24 protein-coding genes and 5 pseudogenes are annotated in these 23289 nt (G+C 35.3%); 16 read left to right on the top strand and 13 right to left on the bottom strand.

Annotated elements, in window-relative coordinates; genetic code table 11:
* Nucleotides 1-16: 16 nt before the first annotated feature.
* Nucleotides 17-358 (bottom strand): MmcQ/YjbR family DNA-binding protein, encoded by a 342-nt coding sequence (locus ACSKY2_RS07265; RefSeq protein WP_489877294.1) that lies wholly within the window; start codon nucleotides 356-358, stop codon nucleotides 17-19.
* 34 nt (nucleotides 359-392) lie between these two features.
* Nucleotides 393-1334 carry a LacI family DNA-binding transcriptional regulator gene (locus ACSKY2_RS07260; protein ID WP_489877293.1) on the bottom strand — a complete coding sequence of 314 codons (942 nt, stop codon included), beginning with the start codon at nucleotides 1332-1334 and terminating at the stop codon, nucleotides 393-395.
* A gap of 72 nt (nucleotides 1335-1406) precedes the next feature.
* Between ACSKY2_RS07260 and ACSKY2_RS07255 the strand changes: the two genes are divergently transcribed.
* From ACSKY2_RS07255 to ACSKY2_RS07245, 3 genes are all read left to right on the top strand, one after another.
* Nucleotides 1407-1598 (top strand): hypothetical protein, encoded by a 192-nt coding sequence (locus ACSKY2_RS07255; RefSeq protein WP_489877292.1) that lies wholly within the window; start codon nucleotides 1407-1409, stop codon nucleotides 1596-1598.
* A 97-nt stretch (nucleotides 1599-1695) separates the two neighbouring features.
* The gene (locus tag ACSKY2_RS07250; RefSeq protein WP_489878242.1) at nucleotides 1696-2121 is read left to right on the top strand and encodes a LytTR family DNA-binding domain-containing protein; all 426 of its coding nucleotides are present in this window, start codon (nucleotides 1696-1698) and stop codon (nucleotides 2119-2121) included.
* The gene (locus ACSKY2_RS07245) at nucleotides 2118-2570 is read left to right on the top strand and encodes a DUF3021 domain-containing protein (protein ID WP_489877291.1); all 453 of its coding nucleotides are present in this window, start codon (nucleotides 2118-2120) and stop codon (nucleotides 2568-2570) included. Before ACSKY2_RS07250 ends, ACSKY2_RS07245 begins: the two co-directional genes overlap by 4 nt.
* Before the next feature lie 303 nt (nucleotides 2571-2873).
* Here the strand turns inward: ACSKY2_RS07245 and ACSKY2_RS07240 are convergent, their stop codons facing one another.
* The 3 genes from ACSKY2_RS07240 to ACSKY2_RS07230 form a co-directional block, all read right to left on the bottom strand.
* Nucleotides 2874-3797 (bottom strand): 2-dehydropantoate 2-reductase, encoded by a 924-nt coding sequence (locus ACSKY2_RS07240; RefSeq protein WP_489877290.1) that lies wholly within the window; start codon nucleotides 3795-3797, stop codon nucleotides 2874-2876.
* An 82-nt stretch (nucleotides 3798-3879) separates the two neighbouring features.
* Nucleotides 3880-4476 carry a hypothetical protein gene (locus ACSKY2_RS07235; protein WP_489877289.1) on the bottom strand — a complete coding sequence of 199 codons (597 nt, stop codon included), beginning with the start codon at nucleotides 4474-4476 and terminating at the stop codon, nucleotides 3880-3882.
* A 1-nt stretch (nucleotide 4477) separates the two neighbouring features.
* A complete protein-coding gene (locus tag ACSKY2_RS07230) occupies nucleotides 4478-4933 on the bottom strand; it encodes a GNAT family N-acetyltransferase (protein ID WP_489877288.1) in 456 nt (151 codons plus the stop codon).
* Between the two features lie 229 nt (nucleotides 4934-5162).
* On the opposite strand from ACSKY2_RS07230, the gene ACSKY2_RS07225 reads away from it, so the two are divergent.
* The 4 genes and pseudogenes from ACSKY2_RS07225 to ACSKY2_RS07210 all read left to right on the top strand — a co-directional run bounded on the left by ACSKY2_RS07225 (nucleotide 5163) and on the right by ACSKY2_RS07210 (nucleotide 8827).
* Entirely contained in the window at nucleotides 5163-6101 is a 939-nt protein-coding gene (locus ACSKY2_RS07225) for a nucleoside hydrolase (protein ID WP_489877287.1), read from the top strand.
* A 140-nt stretch (nucleotides 6102-6241) separates the two neighbouring features.
* The gene (locus ACSKY2_RS07220) at nucleotides 6242-6985 is read left to right on the top strand and encodes a sulfite exporter TauE/SafE family protein (RefSeq protein WP_489877286.1); all 744 of its coding nucleotides are present in this window, start codon (nucleotides 6242-6244) and stop codon (nucleotides 6983-6985) included.
* A gap of 116 nt (nucleotides 6986-7101) precedes the next feature.
* Nucleotides 7102-7263, top strand: a pseudogene (locus ACSKY2_RS07215) (filamentation induced by cAMP protein fic); the annotation flags it as partial.
* Nucleotides 7264-8512: 1249 nt separating this feature from the next.
* Nucleotides 8513-8827 carry a hypothetical protein gene (locus ACSKY2_RS07210; protein ID WP_491737214.1) on the top strand — a complete coding sequence of 105 codons (315 nt, stop codon included), beginning with the start codon at nucleotides 8513-8515 and terminating at the stop codon, nucleotides 8825-8827.
* Nucleotides 8828-8920: 93 nt separating this feature from the next.
* Here ACSKY2_RS07210 and ACSKY2_RS07205 read toward each other — a convergent pair whose 3' ends face one another.
* Nucleotides 8921-9121 carry a hypothetical protein gene (locus ACSKY2_RS07205; protein WP_489877284.1) on the bottom strand — a complete coding sequence of 67 codons (201 nt, stop codon included), beginning with the start codon at nucleotides 9119-9121 and terminating at the stop codon, nucleotides 8921-8923.
* Nucleotides 9122-9237: 116 nt separating this feature from the next.
* Between ACSKY2_RS07205 and ACSKY2_RS07200 the strand changes: the two genes are divergently transcribed.
* Entirely contained in the window at nucleotides 9238-10176 is a 939-nt protein-coding gene (locus ACSKY2_RS07200) for an amidohydrolase family protein (protein WP_489878241.1), read from the top strand.
* 115 nt (nucleotides 10177-10291) lie between these two features.
* Here the strand turns inward: ACSKY2_RS07200 and ACSKY2_RS07195 are convergent.
* A pseudogene (locus ACSKY2_RS07195) lies at nucleotides 10292-10408 on the bottom strand (IS3 family transposase); the annotation flags it as partial.
* Between the two features lie 6 nt (nucleotides 10409-10414).
* Nucleotides 10415-10573, bottom strand: a pseudogene (locus tag ACSKY2_RS07190) (IS3-like element IS1223 family transposase); the annotation flags it as partial.
* Nucleotides 10574-10905: 332 nt separating this feature from the next.
* On the opposite strand from ACSKY2_RS07190, the gene ACSKY2_RS07185 reads away from it, so the two are divergent.
* The 3 genes and pseudogenes from ACSKY2_RS07185 to ACSKY2_RS07175 all read left to right on the top strand — a co-directional run bounded on the left by ACSKY2_RS07185 (nucleotide 10906) and on the right by ACSKY2_RS07175 (nucleotide 12570).
* The gene (locus ACSKY2_RS07185) at nucleotides 10906-11154 is read left to right on the top strand and encodes a hypothetical protein (protein WP_489877282.1); all 249 of its coding nucleotides are present in this window, start codon (nucleotides 10906-10908) and stop codon (nucleotides 11152-11154) included.
* Nucleotides 11155-11232: 78 nt separating this feature from the next.
* A pseudogene (locus ACSKY2_RS07180) lies at nucleotides 11233-11801 on the top strand (recombinase family protein).
* Nucleotides 11802-11880: 79 nt separating this feature from the next.
* Nucleotides 11881-12570: an N-acetylmannosamine-6-phosphate 2-epimerase gene (locus ACSKY2_RS07175; protein ID WP_489877281.1), complete on the top strand. Its 690-nt coding sequence runs from the start codon at nucleotides 11881-11883 to the stop codon at nucleotides 12568-12570.
* Nucleotides 12571-12781: 211 nt separating this feature from the next.
* Here the strand turns inward: ACSKY2_RS07175 and ACSKY2_RS07170 are convergent, their stop codons facing one another.
* The 3 genes from ACSKY2_RS07170 to ACSKY2_RS07160 are packed head-to-tail and all read right to left on the bottom strand — an operon-like array spanning nucleotide 12782 to nucleotide 14645.
* Nucleotides 12782-13108 carry a CHY zinc finger protein gene (locus ACSKY2_RS07170; protein ID WP_489877280.1) on the bottom strand — a complete coding sequence of 109 codons (327 nt, stop codon included), beginning with the start codon at nucleotides 13106-13108 and terminating at the stop codon, nucleotides 12782-12784.
* The gene (locus ACSKY2_RS07165; RefSeq protein ID WP_489877279.1) at nucleotides 13098-14072 is read right to left on the bottom strand and encodes a biotin--[acetyl-CoA-carboxylase] ligase; all 975 of its coding nucleotides are present in this window, start codon (nucleotides 14070-14072) and stop codon (nucleotides 13098-13100) included. The genes ACSKY2_RS07170 and ACSKY2_RS07165 overlap by 11 nt, the downstream gene beginning before the upstream one ends.
* 12 nt (nucleotides 14073-14084) lie before the next feature.
* Nucleotides 14085-14645 carry a biotin transporter BioY gene (locus tag ACSKY2_RS07160; protein WP_489877278.1) on the bottom strand — a complete coding sequence of 187 codons (561 nt, stop codon included), beginning with the start codon at nucleotides 14643-14645 and terminating at the stop codon, nucleotides 14085-14087.
* A gap of 208 nt (nucleotides 14646-14853) precedes the next feature.
* Between ACSKY2_RS07160 and guaD the strand changes: the two genes are divergently transcribed.
* Nucleotides 14854-16200, top strand: coding sequence for a guanine deaminase (gene guaD / locus ACSKY2_RS07155; protein WP_489840485.1), 1347 nt, complete (start codon nucleotides 14854-14856; stop codon nucleotides 16198-16200).
* A 46-nt stretch (nucleotides 16201-16246) separates the two neighbouring features.
* The gene (locus ACSKY2_RS07150) at nucleotides 16247-17578 is read left to right on the top strand and encodes a uracil-xanthine permease family protein (protein ID WP_489877277.1); all 1332 of its coding nucleotides are present in this window, start codon (nucleotides 16247-16249) and stop codon (nucleotides 17576-17578) included.
* 144 nt (nucleotides 17579-17722) lie between these two features.
* Here ACSKY2_RS07150 and ACSKY2_RS07145 read toward each other — a convergent pair whose 3' ends face one another.
* Nucleotides 17723-18502, bottom strand: a complete 780-nt coding sequence (locus tag ACSKY2_RS07145) for a hypothetical protein (protein ID WP_489877276.1) — start codon at nucleotides 18500-18502, stop codon at nucleotides 17723-17725.
* 187 nt (nucleotides 18503-18689) lie between these two features.
* On the opposite strand from ACSKY2_RS07145, the gene ACSKY2_RS07140 reads away from it, so the two are divergent.
* The 3 genes and pseudogenes from ACSKY2_RS07140 to ACSKY2_RS07130 all read left to right on the top strand — a co-directional run bounded on the left by ACSKY2_RS07140 (nucleotide 18690) and on the right by ACSKY2_RS07130 (nucleotide 21966).
* Complete coding sequence (locus ACSKY2_RS07140; RefSeq protein ID WP_489877275.1) at nucleotides 18690-20027, top strand: MFS transporter; 1338 nt, start codon at nucleotides 18690-18692, stop codon at nucleotides 20025-20027.
* 403 nt (nucleotides 20028-20430) lie between these two features.
* Nucleotides 20431-21555: pseudogene (locus ACSKY2_RS07135) on the top strand (vitamin B12 independent methionine synthase).
* 156 nt (nucleotides 21556-21711) lie between these two features.
* Nucleotides 21712-21966, top strand: a complete 255-nt coding sequence (locus tag ACSKY2_RS07130; RefSeq protein WP_489840490.1) for a hypothetical protein — start codon at nucleotides 21712-21714, stop codon at nucleotides 21964-21966.
* Nucleotides 21967-22043: 77 nt separating this feature from the next.
* Here ACSKY2_RS07130 and ACSKY2_RS07125 read toward each other — a convergent pair whose 3' ends face one another.
* Nucleotides 22044-23156, bottom strand: coding sequence for an alpha-hydroxy-acid oxidizing protein (locus tag ACSKY2_RS07125; RefSeq protein WP_489877274.1), 1113 nt, complete (start codon nucleotides 23154-23156; stop codon nucleotides 22044-22046).
* Nucleotides 23157-23289 lie beyond the last annotated feature (133 nt).

The raw sequence follows: 23289 nt of genomic DNA, 5'->3' as shown, positions 1-23289 counted from the left end.
TATGTGATGCTGCTTTTTATGATGTTAAGGAACTACTTTCATGAATCATATGCAATAGTTCTTTTTTTGAGACATCTGTATTGTTAACAGAAATGGTATTCCAATGGGTTTTATTCATATGGTAGCCGGGGAAAATACCTTGGCGTTCACGCATTAATTCGCCATGTTCAGGTAGCAATTTCAGATCAATCAGTAATTCACCATCTTTTTCAAAAATAAAGGCAATGATTTTACCGTTAGTCTTTTGTTTCATCACGGTCCAAAGAATTTTTTCAGTACGTTTACCACCATTGAATGGATAATCTTCAAATGAATTGGTATGTGTTTTAACAAGATTAATTAATTCCTGACGTTTCATGAAAAGTCTCCTAAAATACGACAATAATACGAGACTAGCTTGTTGGTAAAGTTGCCTCACCAATGATTAATTCTGGCAGTACATAGACAGAGTCTACATTTTTCCCAGCTAATTCTGCCAATAATAACTTCACCATGTGTTCAGCAATTTTTTTAAGGGGTTGTTGTATTGTTGTCAATGGTTGTTCAGCTAATTGGTGAATATATATACCATCAAACCCAACAATGCCAACCTCAGTAGGTACTTGTAATCCTTGTTCACGACTAGCATGTAACGCACCAAGTCCTAAACGATCTGTTGCGGCTACAATGCCTGTATGGGCAACTAAATTACCGTTCATAAGGAAGTCTTGGACAACATGTTCATCGTTTGGTAAACGATGAATTTCAGGCTGATAGCCAGCAATTTGCATTGCCTTGTGGTAGCCGTTTTCACGGTTTGTTTCAAACGGTTCATCAATGTCCATACCTAAGAATAGGATACGTTGATAGTTTTGATTCAGTAGTAGTTGCGTTGCTAAATATGTACCTGCTGTATTGTCAATGTACACGGATGTGACACCAGATTCGGTACCGTACAATACAACTGGAATCGGTAAGTTATGTAGTACATCGAAATCTGTTTGGCGAGCACCGCTGACTAAGAAACCATCAACATTTGTTAAATCAAAATTACGATCATGACGCATTTCTAAAGTGTAACCTTTTGCTTGTAAGGCATCGGTTAAGTGCATCAGTAAGTGGGCATAATAGGGTTCAATTTCGTTAATATCGTCCAACAAGATAAAGGCAATATTGTAATGACGATTATTTGCTAGTGCTCTACCAGCACGATTTTGTACATAACCTAATTGTTCAATGACCCGTTGAACATCTGTTTTAATTTCAGATGATACCTGGTCAGGATGATTGATCACACGAGAAACAGTCATTTTTGATACATGAGCTTCGCTTGCCACGTCTGATATTGAAACCATAATATTGACCTCGATGCTTTACACTGAAAACGCTTTCTAAAATTTCTAATTTCATAATACAATGAATATTGTATGAAGATAAACTGGCAAACAGTTTGGGATAACATTGGTTGTGTGATTGCTAGTTCATTGCCACTTTGCCTTAAAGTAATTGGCGTAGCAAACATAGCTGCTCAAGGTGAGTTACTGGCATCAGTTAAATGGTCATTTTTAAAAGTACTAACGTTTATAAAAAAATTTGTACCGATTAATCAATTAAATTGACCAATTATATAAAATTAAATATTCATGAGAATAAAGCGGGTATAATAATACTTATAAAATATAAGACTTATTGGAAAGGAGCATTATTCAATTGAAAGTGAATTTTTTTATAGATGATGACCAGCCAGAACACATTGATTTTCATGTCAAAAAAATAACTCCTGAAATGCAAGCAATTGTCAATAATTTACAGCAACAACACACGCAATTATGGGGATATCAAGGTAAGACAGTAGTCCCATTGCAGTCAGATAAAATAATTAGAATTATGACATCATCTGGTGAAGTTCACGTGCAAACTGATTCAGGTACGTATCGATCGAAACAGCGCATTTATCAATTAGTAGCATTATTACCAGAAAAATTTATTCAAATTTCGAGTGGTGAGATTATTAATTTTGATTTTATTGATCATCTGGAACTGAGTGGTAGTGGAAACATTAAATTAATTCTAATCACTAAAGAAGAAACCTATGTATCGCGACGGTTTGTTTCAAAAATAAGAAGGAGGTTAGGCATATGATTCGACAAATGACGAAACGTTTCTTTATGGGCATGCCTTTTGGAATTACATATGGGCTGTTAGTTTCACTGCTAAATGATTATGGACGAGGCAGCCAAATTTACCAACCATACGAAGCACGATTTGCTGAGCACTTTTCTAGTTCGTTACATGCATTTACTGTTGCTATTATCCTATGGGCATTAATTGGATCACTTTTTTCAACTACGTCAGTATTATTTCAAAAAGAAAATTGGAGTTTGACGCGACAAACACTAACCCATTTTGTCATAACGGTTTTAGGGTTTATGATGATTGCTTATTTTGCAGGATGGTATCCGTTAAATATTAACAGTATTGCAAGTGAATTGATTGTCTTCGTTGTTATATATGTTGCCACTTGGAGTTATACAATGATTCGTGTGAAAAGAAGTATTGATGCTATCAATAAAAAAATTAAAAATAAATAATTTACAAAAATGGGAAGAGTTAACGATTATTTTAATGATTCATTATTTGGAAGAAACATACCAAGCAGATTTGGTCTGCGTGTTTGATTACGGTATCATCTAAAATAATAAAATGAAAATATTTAAAAATAAGTTGGTATGATAAATAAATCATTCTTATAAATTAAAAATATATTTTAGTAAATTTAAATATGTACAAATTTCAGGTAATCAAGTACAAATCGTATCAAAAGATACAAAACAAACTTTGATATTTTGATAAATAAAAAGCGACTTAATTTTTAATCAAGTCGCTTTTTTTAATTACAATACAATGTCTTCTCGAGTATGGATCAACCTTGTAATGAATTCGTTTATTGGGGTAGGAATACTTTGCTCTTTTCCCATACGTGCAATTGCACCATTGAGATAGTCAATTTCCGTACGACGACCAGATGCAATATCTTGATGCATTGATGGGTAGTGGTCACCAGCTTGATCAGGCGCTAGTGATGCATTAATCGTTGCCATCGCTAATTCAACAGTTAAAGGAATATCTTTGGCTTGAGCAACAGCTGTAAACTCATTAACGATTTGCTGTATTAGCATTGGTGTAGCATCACTTTTGTTAAGATCCATAATCTTACAATCTAAAATGGTGCATAGTGTATTTAGCACACTATTTAAGCAAGCTTTTTTCCAAATAGACAATAAAACATTATCGCTTTGTCGAGCATCTAATCCGGCTTCATTTAAAGTATTGTTAATTTTAACAACTGTTTCATGTGAAACATTTTTAATTGCTTGAAATTCAATATAACCTGAACCAGTCAAAGCAATAGCTCCAGGACCAATTAACTCGCTAGTCCATAAAGTGGTACCCACTAGTAAAGCTAGGTTTGGAGCAACCTTTTGAATAGTTTCTAAATTACCAATACCGTTTGATAAACATAAAATAGCCGTCTTGTCAGTTAATAAATGTGCAATTCTTTTAAGCATATCACTTAACTGCATAGCTTTTGTAAATAGTAAAATCAGATCAAAGTGATCATGAACATCTTCAGGAAAAGCAGCTGGAATTTTAACAAATTGTTGTTTTCCAGCTATTTCTACGGAAAGACCGTTTTTATTAATATTGGCAATATGTTCTGGCCATAGATCCAATAGTGTGACTTCATTACCAGATTGTTGGAGCATGTAACCAAAACGGCTTCCCATAGCGCCACTACCTGCAATTGCTATTTTCATGATATATCCTTTCTATAAAAGCATTTTTGTATCGCTTATAGAATCATTTTATCAGATTTACATTGAATATAGGATCGCTAATTTAGGAAGCCATCTTGTTGGTTGATAACAGGTGTTTTCGTTTAATCACGATAAGCATTAATGAGGTGTTCAGTATTAATAGATAAACAGGAAATGCATAGGTACTAAATGACCAATGTGTTGTCGCAGCAAGAATACCAGTTGTTGCAGAAATAACGCCACCTGAGTAATAAACAGGTGTCTCGGTCGTCGGATAGAACCAGGCCTTACGTAAAGTTGGAATAGATGCAATCCCATCACTTAAAATTGAAAACACAATTGCTAAGATTGGATTATTAGTTAGTCGCCAAATAATTAATGCAAAGATAGCAACAAGACCACATAAATAATCAATGGTATTTAATTGCCAATAAGCAGATTTATTAAAGAGCGATGCAATAAACACGAGCATTGGCATAAATCCAGCCATAAAAACAGGCAAAATTGCCCAATCAAATCCGCTAGCTGAAATGCTTGCAACAACAGAGATTAAGGGAGAAATCCCCCACAATAACCAAGTCACTTTATTAGGTTGTACTTTGCCCTGCAGAGTCGCTATTAAATAGAATGAGCCAAATATAATAGAACAGGCAGCACCAATTAAAACAAGATATTGCAAACTAATGTCCTCCAACTAAAGTCATATCAATATGAGGAATGTTGTCTTCTAAATAGACGTCAGAAACCGGTTTGAATCCAAATGATTCATAAAATTGACGTAGATAGTTTTGTGCACCAATTTTAATGGTTTGATTAGGATAAATACGGTGAATTTCTTGAATGGTTGTTGAAACAATTTCGCGACCATAATGCTGACCACGGAAAGGCTTTGTGACAAGTACACGACCAAAACGAATATACTGCGGATTATCATCAGCGATAATTCGAGTATAGGCAACTAATTGATCATCAATCGTCAGGTAGACATGGCGGGCTTTAAAGTCGGCTTGATCAACTTCTTGATAGGCACACTCTTGTTCAACAACGAATATTTTGGTGCGCTCTTGCATAATGGTTATCATATTTGAACTTGTGAGTTCATCAGTATTTTTAATAATTAATTGTTTTTTTGTCATAAATAATATCCTTTTAGTGATTACCTGATTAGGTAATTATAAAAATTTTCCCTAATGCTTTATATTAGCATATAAATTTTACGTATTATTAATTAAATATTCTGATTTCGGTAACAATGATTTAAAATTTAGAAAGTAAAAAGTGTGTTTTCCGAATTTTTAACTTGACTAGTGTGACTAAATTTCGTATTGTTTAAAGAAAATAACGAGAATTAGTGGGGAATTTTTAATGATAAACGTGTATTTCAATCACGATGGCAACGTTGATGATTTAGTATCATTATTACTTTTGTTACAGATGCCGGATGTTAATCTTTTGGGTGTTGGGGTGACTGATGCTGATGGGTACGTTGAACCGTCAGTTTCGGCATCAAGAAAGATTGTTGATTTATTTGGTCATGAAGGTCGTCAACCATTAGACATTGCGAAGTCAAACTCACGTGCAAGTCATCAATTTCCAAAAGAATGGCGCTTAAGTTCATTTTCTTTTGATGATTTCCCAATTTTAAACGAACACGGGGCACCAAAAACACCAGTTGCTGAAAAACCAGGACACCTTGATATGATTGATAAAATTAAGGCATCTGAAGAAAAAGTGACTCTTGTTATGACTGGTCCCTTATCAGATTTAGCTCGTGCCTTAGAGGTTGATCCAAGCATTACCGAGAATATTGAAAGTTTACACTGGATGGGCGGTGCGCTTAATAGTAAGGGTAACGTTGCTGAGCCAGGTGCTGATGATACGATGGAATGGAATGCTTACTGGGATGCAGAAGCAGTTAAGCGTGTTTGGGATTCTGATTTAAAGATTGTGATGGTTGGTTTGGATAGTACTGATCAGGTGCCATTGACACCAGAATTGCGGTCACGTTGGGCAAAGCAACGTCAGCATCCAGCCATTGATTTGATAGGTCAGGGCTATTCATTGGTTCACTCTTTTGAAGCCAATTCAATCTACTATTTATGGGATGTGCTAACAACATTAGCTAGTCGCTATCCAGAATTAGTCGAATCAGTGCAAGTAAAAACAGATGTTATCACGACTGGTGAATCAGAAGGTCGTACTTATCAAACAGATGATGGTCGTGAAATTACTTTTGTCACGAGTGTAGATGCAGCTGCTTTTTATGATAAGATTGATGAATTAGCAAAATTAGGCGATAAGTAAATAAAACTTTGAAAAATACGATAATCTGTTTGGATTATCGTATTTTTTGATGGTATATTTTCAAAAATGTTATAATGAGTTTAATATTGGTAAGTGCAGGCGTAACCAAGAAAACAGTGCCGTTGATGTGAAGGGAATTTATGTTACCAATAATTTATCTCATCTGTATGAGTTTGATTGCCGGCATTTTAACAGGTATTATTGGCATGGCCTCGTTAACGTTGTATCCTGTTTTACTTTCAGTTGGTGTACCACCAATTTCGGCTAGTGCCACAATTACTGTGGCGCAAATTGGTGGTGGATGTGGTACAGTTTTATCGTCATTAAAGGAGTTACATGGCCATTGGAAGAGTAGTATTCGTATTGCCATTTTGAATGCAGTTGGAGGCGTATTAGGAGCTTTTATATTAATTCATAGTTCTAATACTGAATTTAAAAAAGTTGTCCCATTTTTTATTTTATTTGCTGGTATAATGCTTTTAATTCCTAAAAATTCTGCAAAATCATATAAAAATAATAAATTAATTATTTGTGTTAATTGGATCAGTCTTTTCCTGGTGGGAATGTATAATGGATATTTTGGTGCAGCTTCAGGCTTGTTAATGGTTGCAGTACTTTCTAAAATAACAAATGAAAAATATATTATTTATAATGCTATGCGTAATTTTGCGTCGTTAATTAATAATATTGTATCCGCGATTTTATTTGTCTTTATGTTGCAAATAGATTGGGCGGTCATTGTACCTTTAATGTTTGGATTATTTATTGGCGGTTATCTTGGACCTATTATTTTACGATATATTCCCTCTAAATTTATTAAGGTCAGTGTTGGCACCTTTGCCATAATGTTGTCCCTTTATTTAGGGTATCAGGCATATACTTAACTTTAGCGATAAAATAATGGTCATATCTAGGAGTCAATCTAAGATATGACCATTTATAATTTTTTAACCTACCTAAATAAATCAAAGATAAATGTAAACATTTTATCCTAATTTTCCTGATTGACGGTGGTGCAGGTCTTATCAATGTGCCGTTAGATAAATGGGCTAAGTGGCATGAGTTAATTGCTGATTTTTATGACATAAATGACATGCAAACCATTAAAGAGTGGACATACCAAAATGGCATTCAAGGCGTAGAAGTGCGACAAAACAAATAAAGTTTATATAAGTAATTTGATCTAAACAACAATACACCATTGGATGTTGAGAACAAATTGAAATGTGTATTCCACATTGTTGATATTGCCTACATTTACTAAATTAATCATCTAGATTAATAACGAGCTCACTTTTCCGCTTAACACTTGACTTTATGTTCACTTAAAACCAGCAATTTATCCGACAAAAACTTATGATGAATAACATTATACTTGGATAATATTTCGCTAATTAATTTACCTATTTTTGAAGATTTAATAGTTAAAATTAGGCTCAATTTCAAATAGCGTGAAAACCGTGAAATTGTCTCATTGAGTTTGTGAAAACTGATCATGAATTTGATGTTCATTACATCGAATTTATGAGCTTTTTGTTTATTAATAAACCGTTAAAAGTGTTTTGTAATGTGTGATGATTAAATAGTGCAAAGCGAATTCTTAAAGCATACGTTTTAAAACGATGAAAATCATACGCTGTACGATTAATTTGTTTAATACGAGGTGATGAGCACGTCCTTCAGGTACGACTTCATTAAAATTACCATCATCAGAAATCAAAAAATAATATTCTTATCTGTTGAACCAACTGAATTTAGGATAGAATCATTTATAGACATCAATGAATACCTTGTTTTTTATTTTTTAGACAACTATATTTTATGCCGGTATTTTTATTGGTGTTTTTTCTTGTGAAAAAGACACCAATAAAAGCGTGAAATTTTTACTTTCACGCTAAAAAGCATAGAGCCGAAATTAACAACTATTCAACGATAAGACCAAAAGCGCCTTTAAATAGGCACTTTTTCGTGAATTCTGGTAGTTGCTGGAGGCATGAGTACTTGTTCAAAATTTTTATATACTTATCCACATTAGAGGTCCTTTCCAAAGAAATTTTGTTTGGCAAACTAGTTACAGCTGGTCTGTTTTTTGGGGGTCCTTTTTTATAAATTATATAAAAAAACGAAGAAAAAGGTACTGATGACTAATCCGTCAGATTAGCCATCAGTACCAAATATTGTAGAACCTGAAAAAATAACAGCCGATTGTGATATATTATGTATAACAATTTTAGAAATATATATTCAAAACTATACTACTAAAAAAACGGGGTTTAATGGGAAAAATTATATTTCATAAGTATGCTAATAGTTTAGACAATTTAAAAAAATAACATAAATAATGTGATTAAACTTTTTGTCTTAAATAACGTATCTTTAAAAATAAGTAGTTAAATGAATGGCGTTTTATTTTGAATACAAATATACCTGGGCCATTTCCGCTAGATAATATAAACAAATTGGCAGCGCCTTTAATTGAATCATGGGGAGGTAACATTTTTAATGATGTAGTAAGAATTAACAACAATAATTTTTCTCTGATACATGTTGAGGTCGGAACGAAAAGAACTGATTTAGCTAAGTACAAAGTTGAATTAAACAATTTAACTAAGGACAAAGAACCCACCTTGTCAGATAAATACTCTAATAGTTTCTGCCCAAAAAAGGGATCGCGATTAGCACCTGATAATCGTTTAAATAAAAGAAAATGCTGCGCAATTGTCTGAACCAAGATATTAAAAACATTTGCGTAATTGCCGGTGTCGGATGCGCTTGCATCTGTGAAATAGCCGGTGCAATAATCGGTTGTTGTCGTTCTGTTAAATCATTGAAGATGATTTCCTCGACTTTTTTAAAAAATCAGGTAAATCTTGATAGCACAAATAAAAGGTTCCACGACTAACATGTGCTTGCGTTACCAATTGCGAAACTTTCATTTTGGTCAACGGAACACTTTCAAGCAAAACAACTAACGAATCTAACAACCGATTCTGCGCCTCAGTTAATTGAGCATATTTCATTCAGCATAACCTCCTCGAATCCTCACATCAATTAGACAAAAAGTGCTTTTTTGTACATTAAAAAATGGTGCTTTTCCTCTATAATTTAATTATACCAAATTAGGAGGTTTTTTATGATGCAACTTCAAAGTATTGATTTTCATACCCATTATTTACCTGAAAGTTATACAACCGCATTGAAAAAACATTTTAGCGGCAATCCTGATGGTTGGCCAACCCCAGAATGGGATGTTCACACTACGTTAGATTTCATGGCAAAAAATCAGATTGCCTATTCTGTCTTGTCGCTTTCTTCGCCACATGTCAATTTCGGTAATAAAGTTGAGACTGTTCAATTAGCTGAAGATGCTAATCAACTCGGATTCAAACTTAGTCAAAAACATCCAGAAAAGCTTGGCTATCTTGCGACTTTACCGCTTCCTTACCAAGATGAGTCTCTGGTTGCAATTAAGCGAGCATTTGATGAACTCGGCGCTCTAGGAGTCACTCTACCATCAAATTCTAAAGGAATTTATCTTGGTTCACCACTCTTAGATCAAATTTACCATGAATTAAATAGTCGTAAAGCAATTATGCTGATTCATCCTAACGAACCTACCGCACTGCCACAAAATGTCGCCGCTGATTTTCCTACACCGCTTCTAGGATTTTTTATTGATACAACGCTCACCTTTGTTAATATGCTCAAATATCATTTCTTCGAACGTTTCCCTGAAATTAAAGTTATCTTTCCTCATGCTGGTGCTTTTCTAAGCATCTTGGATGATCGTATTGCAGGGTATGTCCAAACGTTCTACCAGCAAGACGTCTATGCAGTAATGAAGAAGTTGTACTTTGACACTGCTGGTGCTGTTTTACCACGCCAATTACCGGCACTGCTCTCGCTCGTGGATGAAAGCCATCTTCTTTACGGCAGCGATATTCCTTATACACCACTAGCACAATCTCAGAAGCTTAATGAGGCTCTTCGTAGTACATCTATATTAAATGACATACAACGGGAAAAAATTTTTAGTACAAATGGACAAGCATTGTTAAAAGGACACATCAATTAGTTCATATATGATTCAAAATTTATGAATATTTTAGCAAGAATACTAAAAAGCAGTATGCCTATCGAAATGGAAGTTGTTTGAAGTGTTACAAAAAAGTTAGACATTTAAATAAATTTTAATTACCTAAGACCTGTTTCCGATATGCAACCGGAGACAGGCCTTTTGTTTTCAATGAAATACGCTTATGATTAAATGAGTGAACATATTTATGGACAATAACGTACAATTCTGCAATATTTTTAATATGTTGTTGGTTAAGACTTTCCCGTTTTAACAGATTAAAAAAGTTTTCAATGGGCGCATTGTCCAAACAATTTCCTTTACGTGACATGCTGGGAATAAAGTGCATAGTCTTTAGCTTTGCTTGATAATGCCAGCCTTGATCAGAATGAATAATTGGCTTTGTACCAGTTGGTAAATGAACACACAATTGGTCAATCGTTTTCGTAATTAATTGCTTATCTGGGTGCGCATTAATCTGTAACGCTAACACTTCCTTGGTTGCTTCAGTTGTCACGAACATCATTTACCCATCTATGGGACTAAAGCAGAACTTAATCACTATTTTTATCTATATTTGACAGGCATATCTGTTAGAAAAATTAAACGCCACCGAGTTATACAGAAAAAACAACGTTAACAGCTGATGAAATTACTTTAGATACTAAGCTAGTCAGTTCTGGTTTTCTTTTAATAACGAAGCTAGAAAATTTTTTGCAGATTATTTTAATGGCAATCATTAAATGGCAAGCCAAAGCTGATAATAACACTAGCCTGACAGTTAATGACCTAATTAAACAATCTATGCTTCTTAAAAAGAACAGTACCAAAAAGCTTAATGTTATAGCCAAAACCCCCGCAGAAACAACCTATCAATGGAATAATTTTGTGAAAGATTTTTATCAAAGCCCTGAAAATAATAATTTTACAAATAAGTTAAAAGTAGCCGTTCTTCTATGGCAAAAAGTTAAAAAGTAACCAACCTAATAAATATTCAAATGAGTTAATTCAAGAGTATACCTCAAAAATTAACGGTTTTAGAAAGTAGGTAATGTTATGAAGTATGGCTATGCACGAGTGAGTACACCTGACTAAAAACTAGAAAATCAAGTCCAATAATTACAAGTCGCAGGTGCTGAAAAAATTTACCGACGAAACCACGCAACGCCCTCAAAAAAATTTAATCAACTGCTAAAAATACTAGTTACTGGCGATACGCTAATCATTACCAAGTGATCGTTTTTCTAGAAACATCCGAGACGCCTTAGACAGCATTCAATAATTTTTCAAACAAGGTGTTAAAGTTCATATATTGAACATGGGCGTTATTGATAACACACCCACAGGAAATTTTATTTTCGCGATTTTTAGTGCATTTGCTCAATTTGAACGAGATATGATTGTGACGAGAACGTAGGAAGGCAAAGCCTATGCGAAAAACATCCCCCCATTTTAGAGAGAGACGACCTAAAGCAGCCTATACAGATGAACAAATTCGCTTTGCTTACGAGTTACGCCAGCAAGGCATGACCTATAAAATGATTGAACGAAAAACAGAGATTAGCATTAAAGCCCAGCAACGACGGGTTAAATTTCTTCATATGAAAGAGTTTATAAAATGGTAATGGTGCATAGAGATATGTTGTGCGATTACCGTTTTTTATCATGTTACAATATTAGAAGAGTGACTAGGAGGAAAGTCAGATGGATAAGCAGACATTTGTGAATCAGATTCACAATGGTTTAATTGTTTCATGCCAAGCGTTACCGGGTGAACCACTTTATACTGAAAAGGGCGGTGTGATGCCTTTATTAGCACTTGCAGCACAACAAGGTGGTGCTGTTGGTATTCGGGCAAATTCAGTACGCGATATTAAAGAAATTAAAGCGGCGGTTGATTTGCCAATTATTGGTATCATTAAAAGAGATTATCCACCAGAAGAACCTTACATTACGGCAACGATGCAAGAAATTGATGAGTTAATGACAGTCAGACCTGATGTGATTGCTTTTGATGCAACGTTACGTCCCCGACATGATGGCATCACGGTTAGTGAATTTATTGGCCAAATCAAGGAAAAATATCCTGATCAATTGTTAATGGCAGATACTGCAACTTTTGCTGATGGTCAAAATGCTTGGCAAGCAGGTGTTGATTTTGTTGGTACCACCCTAGCTGGCTATACATCGAATAGTCAAGTGATTGATGGTCCTAATTTTGAATTAATACAACAGTTAGTAGATGCAGGTATTGATGTCATTGCAGAAGGTAAGATACATACACCTGCTGAGGCAAAAAGAATTCAACAAATGGGTGTTGCTGGCGTCGTCGTTGGTGGCGCTATTACACGGCCAAAAGAAATGACAGCGCGTTTTGTTGCGGCATTACAATAAGCGCTATAAATATTTAATGGTCTAAAAATAAGACGATATATAAAATAAGGACCATGAGTCTAACCAGGTTAATTTGGTAGATTCACGGTCCTTTTAAGTGTGTTTCAAAAGATAAAAGTTATGATAACAACGAGTGTACTGCCTATTTGGGTCTCAATCTGTATCACGATAATCTTCACGTCATATTTGGAGTTTAAATATGTTTAAAAAACTAAGCTTTAAAATAAATATGGTGATGTAATTGACAACGTGGATTAAACGAATGTTGGCAAAACGGACAACGATTTTTAGCATAAATTTGATAATCCATTGTATGACGACAGACACCGCAAAGAATCGACTGCTCATCCGGATTTGTTGGGACAAATTGATGGGTCATTAATTGATCATGGCACAAATAACAAGCAAAATACTGTTGACATGTCTGGCAAAGGAGTGCAGCAACGTCATTTTCAGTATGATAGTGTTGGCAACGACCGTCTTGATCAATGTCAATGCCATATATTGTTGGATCAAGGGGGGTGGGATTAGAAGACATGAGTTTTAATCACCTCACCACTTGTAAATGATTTTGTCATGCCATTTTCATCTTGGATGACTAAACCACCATCGTCAGCGATCTGTTTTGCAACACCAGTAATCGTACGGGTACCTAATTTCAACGTGACACGTTTACCAATGACGTTTGAACGACGACGATATTCTGTTAACAGTGACGCAACATTACCGTCATTGTAAGCTGTAATGATACGTTTTGCTAAGGTAACTAATAAACAGTTGCGATCGATTGACGCTGTTTGGTTGATACCTTGCGCAATATTAGCAAGTTCATTTGGGAAATTTTTCGTTGTTAGATTTAGACCAACGCCCATAATAAAAGCTGATGTAGACTGTGATTCTAGTTCAATGTTGGCTTCTGTGATGATACCTCCAACTTTTTTATCATCGATAAACAAATCATTTACCCATTTTAGGTCAATGTGCTGTTCTGGGAAAAATTCTTCAAGGGTTTGTGCAATGACAACGGCCATGCCGGTAGTTAGTAAACCGACTTGTGACCAATCATCAGATGTATTTGGCAAAATAATAGTAAAATACAAGCCACTAGTAGCTGGTGAAAAGAATGCACGTCCTCGACGACCATAGCCATTTGTTTGTGATTCAGCAGCAAAAATAACTGGCTGTGTGATAGTGTGCGTTGTTAAATATTGTTTTGCTAAAAATTGTGTTGAAGTCACTTCTTTTTCAATATAGATTGCTTCAAAGAGTGGCTCGTTTTCGTAGTAATGAATAATGTCAGCATCTAAAAAGGGCGTGCCTATATATTGATAACCAAGATTTTTACGACTAATAATGTCATGATTTTTCTTTTTTAGCGCATTGATTGCTTTCCAAATACTTTCGCGACTAACGTTTAAGTCTGTCGCTAATTTGTCACCTGAAAGCCAGGTGCCTTTCTTTGCTAATAATTCATATAATACTTGTTGTTTTGTTGTTACCAAAATAGAACTCCTTTAAAAAATACCTTGTAAAACAGGGAGCTTTCTTAATCGTCTTGAAATGATGACAGATAAAATGGCTTTGATCGTATCACCAGGCAAGAAAGCAATATTTGACGTTAGGGCAGTCATGAATGGCATATGTGACTGGATAGATAGCCAGACTGAACCGATAAAATCAATCAATAAAACACCAGCAACGAGAACAATGATTAATTCTAGCCACCAAGATAGTAATCCCTTTTGATGAAATAGATAAATAATTGAACCAAGGACAGCAGGTACGAATAACCAAGCAAAAAGATAACCACCTGTTGGTCCAATAAAAATAGCAGCACCACCACGACCACCAGATAGAACAGGCAATCCAAACAAGGCTAATGCCAAAAATAAGGCTAATGATAATGTACCATACTTCGGTCCTAGAATTTCACTAGCTAATAGGACACCTAAATTTTGCAAGACGATTGGGATAGGAATAAAGCCTAAGGGGATTCCTGGAAAGATACCTAAAACGATTAAAATCGCAGTCATCATGGCAGCGAGAGCTAATCTGTGTGTTTGATTTTTTTTCATAAAAAGCGTGTGTCCATTCCTAAATTTTTAATATACAATTATTATATTCGTTAGTGACCCTTAAATCAATGTGTAGGTTACTAATGGATAAAAACGAACAATTTAAATGATTGATTTGTTTTAGTTAATTTTTTTATACTTATTTAGGTGCGGATGGTGCAAATGTTTGTTATAATTTGATTTGTTCACAAACAATCGAATTTTTGAGGTGACTATTATTATTTATCAAACAGTTCTTAAGGGTGGCTATTATACGGCCCTTGATAAAAATCAAATTATGTATCAAGCAGATAGCTTAATTTGTATCAACGAACAGGGAAACATTGCGCACATTGCAAAGCCAACTGACAGCGACTATTCAGCAATCCTAGAAAAGGCAAAAGCTAATGATTCATTAGTCGTATTGGCAAATGATCAAGTCATTCTGCCAGGATTTATTGACTTACACGTACATGCTCCACAATGGCCAAATGCAGGTTTGGCCCTTGATCGACCATTATATGAGTGGCTGGAAGAATACACATTTCCGTTGGAAGCAAAATTTAAAGATGCTCAATTTGCGCACTTAGTTTATGACAATCTGGTTGAGACGATGCTGGCTAATGGGACGACAACAGCGCTTTATTTTGGTTCTGTAGACAATACCGGAAATGTGGCATTGGCGAAAGCTTGTTTAGCACATCATCAACGAGGATTTGTTGGCAAAGTCGTGATGGATAATCCAGAACAAACACCTGAATATTATCGTGATAAATCAGCACAATCTGCATTAGCAGACACAGAAGAGTTTATTCATATCGTTGAAAAATTAAATGACCAACAACCAATACCTGTCACACCGGTTATTACGCCTCGATTTTTACCGTCTTGTACGGATGAGGTACTGGCTGGTTTGGGAAAATTGGCAGCGAAATATGATTTGCCGATTCAATCACACTGTAGTGAAAGTGATTGGGAAAATGGCTATGCATTGGAAACACATGGTCAACGAGATGCAGCAGTGCTTGATCAATTTGGTTTATTAACGAATAAAGCAGTTATGGCACATGGTACCATGCTAAATGACGAGGACTTGAATAGATTTAAAACACGGGGTGTTGGTATTGCGCACTGTCCAATTTCAAATGTTTATTTTGGAAATGCTGTTATGCCCGCCAGAAAAATTTTGGCTAAGAATGTAAAAGTTGGTTTGGGAACAGATATTTCTGGTGGATTTGATGCCAGTATTTATCAAAATATTCGGCAAGCAATTATGTCGGCACGGCTGTTAAATGATGGTGTTGATAATCGTTTAGCGCCTGAAGAACGTGGGCGTAAAGAGACATCAATTACTGCTAAAAATGCCTTCTATATGGCAACGATTGGTGGTGCCGAAAGTTTGAATTTAACAACAGGTCAGATAAAAACAGGTTATGCAGCGGATTTACAAATTTTGCATACCAAGTATCCAACATTTGGACACCAAAATGCGACGGAGATGTTTGAAAAATTAATGTATCAGACAACATCATCGGAAATTGATCATGTCATGACGCAAGGAATATTTGTTAAGTAAATTGTTTCATGTGAAACATAGTGGACTAAAAGGAGAAGAGAAGTTCATGGCTGAAGAGAAGAGCGGGTTGCTAATTGGTGCGAATGATAAGGTACCGGTTGCTGAGGCAGGTTTATTAGGATTACAACATGTGCTAGCAATGGATGTTTACGTACCACCGCTAATTATTGCAGGACTACTATCATTAAGTGCTACGCAGACAACAGGATTTTTACAGGTTGCATTTTTGGCTTGTGGCATAGGAACATTGCTACAAACATCAGTGTTTATGAAGATGCCAATGTCACAAGGTCCATCTTATGTACCTGTTGGAGCAGTTGCTGGTGTTTATTTTGCCAATGGCGCTGCTCATGGGGGAATGTCCGCTGTTATTGGCGCAACATTAGTTGGTGCTATTCTGTTAATCTTGTTAGGACTCTCAGGTGTTTATCAAAAGATTGTTAATGCATTAGTCCCTGCAATTGTTGGGGGAACAATTATTACTTGTGTTGGACTATCGTTATTACCGTCAGCCTTAAATGATAATATTTTTAAAGCGAGTGGTAATGTTTTTCAAAATATTGAATTAGCAGCAATTACAATGGCTGCTTTACTTGTATCAATTGCGATTGGTACATATTTACCAAAATTGCAAAAAATATTTAAGATTGGTTCGATTGTGATTGCTTTAGCAGTTGGGACAATCGCGTCTTCTTTTATGGGCGTTATGAATTGGCAAACGGTTAATGATGCAGCTTGGTTTAGTTTACCTAAGTTTACAGCGCTACATTATGGCATTAGCTTTAATTTATCAGCTATTATTACATTTATTATTATTTTTATGGTGCTAACTTCAGAGACAACTGGTACTTGGTTTGCAATGAGTGCAGTAACCAACGAAAAGATAACTGATCAGCAATGGAATCGTGGCATTATTGGTGAAGGTGTGAGTTGTGCTATCTCAGCTTTGTTGGGTAGCACACCAATGACAGGTTATTCAACGAACGCTGGGGTAGTATCAATTACTGGTGTTGCAAGTCGTCGTGTTTTCGTTGCTGCTGGTATTTGGTTTGTTATTCTGGGATTTTTTGGTAAATTATCAGCACTATTGGCAGCTGTACCTTCTGCGGTGATTGGTGGGATATTCGCAGTGATTGTCGTTATTATCATGTTGAGTGGTTTGAATGTTATCGGTGACTTGAATATGACTGGCAATAAGGGTTATGTCATTGGTGTACCAATTGTGATGACGCTAGCACTTGTTTTTCTACCTGATAAGGTAACAAACGCAGCGCCACAGTTGTTACAATATTTGTTGGGCTCACCCATTACAGTTGCAGCCATTACAGCTGTTATACTAAATTTATTACTCTTGAAAAGAGAAAACACAACAAAGTAATAACAGATTTATGTTAATTTAAAAAATAGCTCATGCACTAATTGTAATTGCATTTTGAAAAAGCCATCAATTTTCCTATTTTTATAAGGGAGATTGATGGCTTTAAAAATGGCTCAAAAGACTGCAACCGCATTGTCATAATGATTATCTAATGATAGTTAATTCATTTAATGTTTTGCCAGCTTCGTTTTTGATTTGTAACCAACTGTTAGTACCTGCAAAGTATAGAAAAAGGCCAACTTCATTAACACTTTTCAGAATAATGTCAGTAGTCGTTATATTGTTATCAAAGTCGTTGGTGTGTTCACTACGAAGTTTTTCACCGAAACGTGCAGAAAAGCCAACTGAGCCATCTTTGTTTAAAGGCGTATCTGAACGCATGATTGCGCCTTTCTTAATCAATAATTGATTTCGTTGCTGCCAATAAACAGTTGCTTTGGCTCCTTCATAATTGATATAAAAAGGTTCAGTAGCAATTTCCTTTGTCCATTGATGTCGAGGTTTAGCAACCTTTTTGGACTTAATATTTTGAAAATAATAGCCAAAGCGAGCCATAATTGTTATTAAACCAGCGATTGTTGGTTCTAATTGGGTTTGAATATGATGAGGTACTTTTTCAACAATTTTATCAGAGAGTAAGCCATTCGTTTGTGCTGTTAGAATTAATTGGCGGCAGATATATGTTGGTGTAGATTCCCAATTTGAAGTTGGTAAGGTAATCAACATTATATCGTCTGCATTGGTTGTTTGAACGTCAGTGGCCATGACAATATTTTGTAATTGTTTCTTTTGAAATAGTAAGACAATAGTTTGTGTCGCAATATTTGCGGGCATCTTTGGTAATAATTGGATACTGATATTTTTTTCTGTCCAAATGATATCTGTTGTTTTTTGATTAATACAGACAGTTAAGTTAATAGCCATATTAGTCCGACACTTTCGTTTATGAAATAATGATTGATTGCTTTTATCATATCAAAATAAGTACGAAATAACAGTGAAACACTGAAAAATTTTTCGATAAAAAATATTTTTTTATTAAAAATAAAGTCATATGAATAAGATTATAATAAATTCGAATCTTAATTTATCATGAAAGGATGTTTATTGTATGGCATTAAGTCAATCAAAAAGGAACCTATTTGTTTTAACATTGTTGTTAGGCACTTTTACGATGTCAATTAGCCAGTCAAGTTTATCGACAGCATATCCGACATTTATGGCATATTTTCATTTACCTGCGAGTACCATTGCTTGGTTAACAACGGGTTTTATGTTAATGATGTCAGTGGTGATGCCATTATCACCATGGTTAATGAGCAACATGCCATTTAAAAAATTATATCTGAGTTTGTTAGGTATTTTTGCAGTTGGGACGTTATTTATTATTTTGGCACCTAATTTTCCATTAATGATGGTCGGACGCTTGATGGAAGGTTTTAGTGTTGGCGTGTTATTTCCATCATACCAATCAATTATTTTAGCGATTACACCCAAAGAACATCGCGGTACCGTTATGGGAACGGTTGGTTTGGTGATGGGCTCAGCTTTGGCAGCTGGTCCAATTATATCGGGTATTGTACTGCAATTTTTTCATTGGCAAGCTATTTTCGGCCTTTTTTTGATGGTATTAATCATTGTATTTATATTAGCCTTAAAATTTGTGCAAAGTCCGTTAGCGATAGAAAAGTCGCATTTTGATTTTATTTCAGTGATTTTATCGGCAGGTATAATTGGCCTACTTTACTTTATTAATGAGGTTTCTAAAATGAGCTGGCGTGATTATCCAAACTGGTTGATTTTAGGTGTGTCACTTATTTTATTAGTGATGTTTGTTAAACGACAATTGCATCTGTCAAAACCATTGTTACGGTTGGATATTTTACGCATCACTAACTTTGATTTAGGCGTTGCTCTGACTTCGTTGTCATATATGTCATTAATTACAGTTACAATTATCATGCCATTGTATTATCAGCAAATGTTGGGACTATCACCCTTGTGGTCAGGATTCTCATTAGTACCAGCGGCTGCTTTATTATCTGTGTTAAATAAAAAGAGCGGGCAGTTAGCGGATAAGATTGGTTTTAAAACGGTGATGTTATTTGGCTTTGTCATGTTCATAATTGGTTGGGCGTTGTTACTATTTTGTAGTGACTGGCATAATATTTGGCTAGCAATTATTTGTACAATGATTATTGAAGCAGGGAATGCCTTTTCCATGATGCCTGCAACTACGCTAGGAGCAAATTCTCTAAAAGATGAACTGATTCCACATGGATCATCAATTATTGCGACAGTTCGCCAAATTATGGGATCAACAGCGATTGTCGTTGCAACAGTTATTTTGGGAACACATCATTTTAAAGGCGTCTTTTTAACAATGATGATGTTAGCAATTATAGCCCTGCTGTTGGTTAGTAAAATAAAAGATTATCATAAAAACTAGTGACGAGAGACTGCTTGTTTATTATAAATAAAAGATCTTTGTATTTTTAAATGTAATGGAATAAATTTTTTTACTTGCATATGCAATTTACCAGTGATAAACTTTTGTTTAAATTAGAATATATTAAAAAAAGATGAGAAGAGTAGTTACCATATATATTTTACAGAGAGTCTTTTTGATGAGATTAGGCATTGAAAATGGTAATGAAGATGAGCTTTGATAATTTTTTATTTGTGAATGCAAATAAAACGTCTGACTTCGTTATCGGTCTGTTGAGGCATTATTTTTGTATGGTATTTTATATAGAATGATGTAAATAGGGATGGTAACGCGATCATTCGGCCCAAAGACAATTATTGTCTTTGGGCCTTTTTTAATTTTAAACACTAAAGGAGTAGATACAATGACAACAGCAACTCAAATAAAATTTCCCAATCATTATGATATCGTGGGTAGCTTTTTACGAACAGATGCCTTAAAAGCAGCTCGTGAGCAGTTTGAAAAAGGTGAGATCACACAAGATCAATTAATAGCAGTGCAGCATGCGGAGACCAAGAAAATTGTTGAAAAACAAGTTGCATTAGGATTAAAGGATGTGACAGACGGTGAATTTAACCGTTCTTGGTGGCATTTAGATTTCCTATGGGGATTAAATGGGGTCGATACATATGATTATCATGAAAGTTACAAATTTCATGGTAGCAAAACGCGGACTGATAACGTGTAATTAGTTGGTAAAGTAGCTTATAATCCAAATCATCCATTTTTTGCAAGCTACGAGTATTTAGCATCTATTACGCCTGATGGTGTGACACCAAAGCAAACGATACCATCACCAACAATGCTTTTCCGTGATAATCGAAGTGACAATTGGTCAAAATTTTATGAAACATATGATGAATATTTAGCCGATTTGGCAACAGCCTATCATCAGACAATCCAACATTTTTATGATTTGGGTGCATGATATGTGCAATTGGATGACACAACTTGGGCATATTTGATTAGTAAATTGCATGAAATAGTTGGTGATCAAAAAGCGCATCAAGAATATTTGCAGATGGCAGCAAATGCTCTGAAGGTCATTAACAGTGCACTAGCTGACTTGCCTGAAGACTTAACAGTCACGACACATATCTGTCGGGGAAACTTTCAGTCAACGTATCTATTTTCTGGTGGCTATGAAGACGTTGCTTCATATTTAGGTCAATTAAATTATGATGGTATCTTTCTAGAATTTGATGATAGTCGTTCAGGATCGTTTGCACCACTTGAGCAAATATGGCATGGTGATCAAAATAAGCGCATCGTTTTAGGATTAGTTACCTCTAAAAAGCCAACATTGGAAGATCAAGATGCCATTATTGCTAGGGTTCAAGAGGCAGCCAAAATTATACCGCTGGAAAATTTGGCGTTATCAACACAATGTGGTTTTGCTTCAACTGAGGAGGGGAACAAGTTAACGCAAGAAGAACAATGGCATAAGTTACGCTTTGTTATTGAAACAGCGAAAAAAATCTGGGCTTAATTAATGTAAGCGTTTCAATAGAGAGACAGTTATGTCAGTGTATCATCAATCATTAAGACAAATAGTAAGTGAAAATCTGCTATACTAGAACTAATAAGTCAAATGATTGATGAAGTAAATAGATAAACAAGCGTTCTCTTGGAAAGGATTATTATCATGACACTAACACCTCGCATATCAATTGCTACTATGATGACGGTTTTGCCGTTGAAAGGACAAATTTTCTTAGAAAAATCCGCAGAGGGTTATTTCACGACGTCTGATTTGGGTCCCAAGATTACTATTACGGTAAAAAATCCAGATGATATTGAACAAATGTTAACTGAATTTAGTTTCTTTATCGATGAACATTCTGTTGATGAAAATAATAATGAATTAATTCGTTACACTGATTTAGCGTTAATGCGATAAACATCATTAAAGGAGCTGTTGATTGACCAGATCAACAGCTCCTTTTGCATATAACAGCCCAATGTCTTCGTTTATATTTATTGAAATAACTTTGCTTTTTGGACGTCAGCGATTGTTTTGGTGCCTGCCAATTGCATTGTAATCTTTAGCTCATGCGTCAATTGATTAACAACTGAAGCAACACCTTGAGCGCCACCTAAAGCTAAACCATAAATAATGGGCCGTGACAATCCAATTAAATCCGCACCACATGCCAAGGCTTTGAAGGCGTGCGAACCACGACGCACACCGCCATCGAAAATAATTGGGACACGATGATTAACAGCTGTGGCAATACCTGGTAAGACATCAAATGAAGCTGGGCCACCATTTAATTGACGGCCGCCATGATTTGATACCCAGATACCCTTAGCACCAGCATTGATAGCAAGCATGGCATCTTCAGGTGTTTGAATGCCTTTTATGATGACTGGTAAATGAGTATAATCGATTACGCGTTTAATATCTGTTATGCCAATCTGGTGTAATTCATTATCAAAAACATCTTTACCATGTCCAGCCATCTGATTTGATTGACCAGACCCTGACTGATAGTCTTCAAGGTTGGCCATTGGCACAGGAAAATGAAAGTCATTAACAATATCGGCTTCACGATAACCTTCAGCTGTAATATCAGTCGTGACAACGATTGCTTGACAACCTGCTGCAGCTGCTTTATCTAAAAGAAATTTGTTTAAATGATTATCTTGGCTAAGATAAAGTTGGAAGAATTGTGGCGAGCCATATCCAGCGGCTGCAGCATCCGCAATGCGCTTAGATGAATAAGTACTTTGAGTCATTAGAGAACCGGTAGCTGACATGCCCTCAGCAGTGGCAATTTCACCACGTATATGAGCAATCCCTTGTGCAGCAGCAGGCGCCATAACAAAAGGTGTTTGCAAAGGTAAGCCAAAAATATTAGTGGATGTATCGGGGTTACCAATATTTGATAAAACATGTGGTAGGATTTGTACATGATTAAAGGCAGTTGTATTTTCATTTAGTGTCCATTCATCTTCAGAGCCACCGCGAATAAAATCAAAACTACCTTTTGGCATAATCTCTTTTGCTTGCGCCTCTAAAGAAGGTAAATTAATGACTTGTAGCGGTTGCTCTCGTTCACTTAATTCATAACCATTAATAATTGTCATAGTCGTGTCTCCTAATATTTCATGAGTTCTTTCTAATTATTTTATCATTTAAATTTATTTTTGCTGTAAAATCGTAAAAACTGGCATAATTAATTGTAAAATAGCCTAGAAAGATTTTATTATATGGTCCATC

The sequence above is a fragment of the Weissella sp. ESL1156 genome (genome assembly GCF_058505625.1).
Note: the sequence above shows the minus strand (reverse complement) of the source record. Positions and strands in the feature narration are given on the sequence as shown.

Bases quoted from the DNA above. Each gene is read 5' to 3' on its own strand.
- ACSKY2_RS07265 (WP_489877294.1), bottom strand. From the start codon at position 358: ATGAAACGTCAGGAATTAATTAATCTTGTTAAAACACATACCAATTCA.
- ACSKY2_RS07260 (WP_489877293.1), bottom strand. From the start codon at position 1,334: ATGGTTTCAATATCAGACGTGGCAAGCGAAGCTCATGTATCAAAAATG.
- ACSKY2_RS07255 (WP_489877292.1), top strand. From the start codon at position 1,407: ATGAAGATAAACTGGCAAACAGTTTGGGATAACATTGGTTGTGTGATT.
- ACSKY2_RS07245 (WP_489877291.1), top strand. From the start codon at position 2,118: ATGATTCGACAAATGACGAAACGTTTCTTTATGGGCATGCCTTTTGGA.
- ACSKY2_RS07240 (WP_489877290.1), bottom strand. From the start codon at position 3,797: ATGAAAATAGCAATTGCAGGTAGTGGCGCTATGGGAAGCCGTTTTGGT.
- ACSKY2_RS07230 (WP_489877288.1), bottom strand. From the start codon at position 4,933: ATGACAAAAAAACAATTAATTATTAAAAATACTGATGAACTCACAAGT.
- ACSKY2_RS07225 (WP_489877287.1), top strand. From the start codon at position 5,163: ATGATAAACGTGTATTTCAATCACGATGGCAACGTTGATGATTTAGTA.
- ACSKY2_RS07220 (WP_489877286.1), top strand. From the start codon at position 6,242: ATGTTACCAATAATTTATCTCATCTGTATGAGTTTGATTGCCGGCATT.
- ACSKY2_RS07205 (WP_489877284.1), bottom strand. From the start codon at position 9,121: ATGAAATATGCTCAATTAACTGAGGCGCAGAATCGGTTGTTAGATTCG.
- ACSKY2_RS07200 (WP_489878241.1), top strand. From the start codon at position 9,238: ATGCAACTTCAAAGTATTGATTTTCATACCCATTATTTACCTGAAAGT.
- ACSKY2_RS07185 (WP_489877282.1), top strand. From the start codon at position 10,906: ATGGCAATCATTAAATGGCAAGCCAAAGCTGATAATAACACTAGCCTG.
- ACSKY2_RS07175 (WP_489877281.1), top strand. From the start codon at position 11,881: ATGGATAAGCAGACATTTGTGAATCAGATTCACAATGGTTTAATTGTT.
- ACSKY2_RS07170 (WP_489877280.1), bottom strand. From the start codon at position 13,108: ATGTCTTCTAATCCCACCCCCCTTGATCCAACAATATATGGCATTGAC.
- ACSKY2_RS07160 (WP_489877278.1), bottom strand. From the start codon at position 14,645: ATGAAAAAAAATCAAACACACAGATTAGCTCTCGCTGCCATGATGACT.
- ACSKY2_RS07150 (WP_489877277.1), top strand. From the start codon at position 16,247: ATGGCTGAAGAGAAGAGCGGGTTGCTAATTGGTGCGAATGATAAGGTA.
- ACSKY2_RS07145 (WP_489877276.1), bottom strand. From the start codon at position 18,502: ATGGCTATTAACTTAACTGTCTGTATTAATCAAAAAACAACAGATATC.
- ACSKY2_RS07140 (WP_489877275.1), top strand. From the start codon at position 18,690: ATGGCATTAAGTCAATCAAAAAGGAACCTATTTGTTTTAACATTGTTG.
- ACSKY2_RS07130 (WP_489840490.1), top strand. From the start codon at position 21,712: ATGACACTAACACCTCGCATATCAATTGCTACTATGATGACGGTTTTG.
- ACSKY2_RS07125 (WP_489877274.1), bottom strand. From the start codon at position 23,156: ATGACAATTATTAATGGTTATGAATTAAGTGAACGAGAGCAACCGCTA.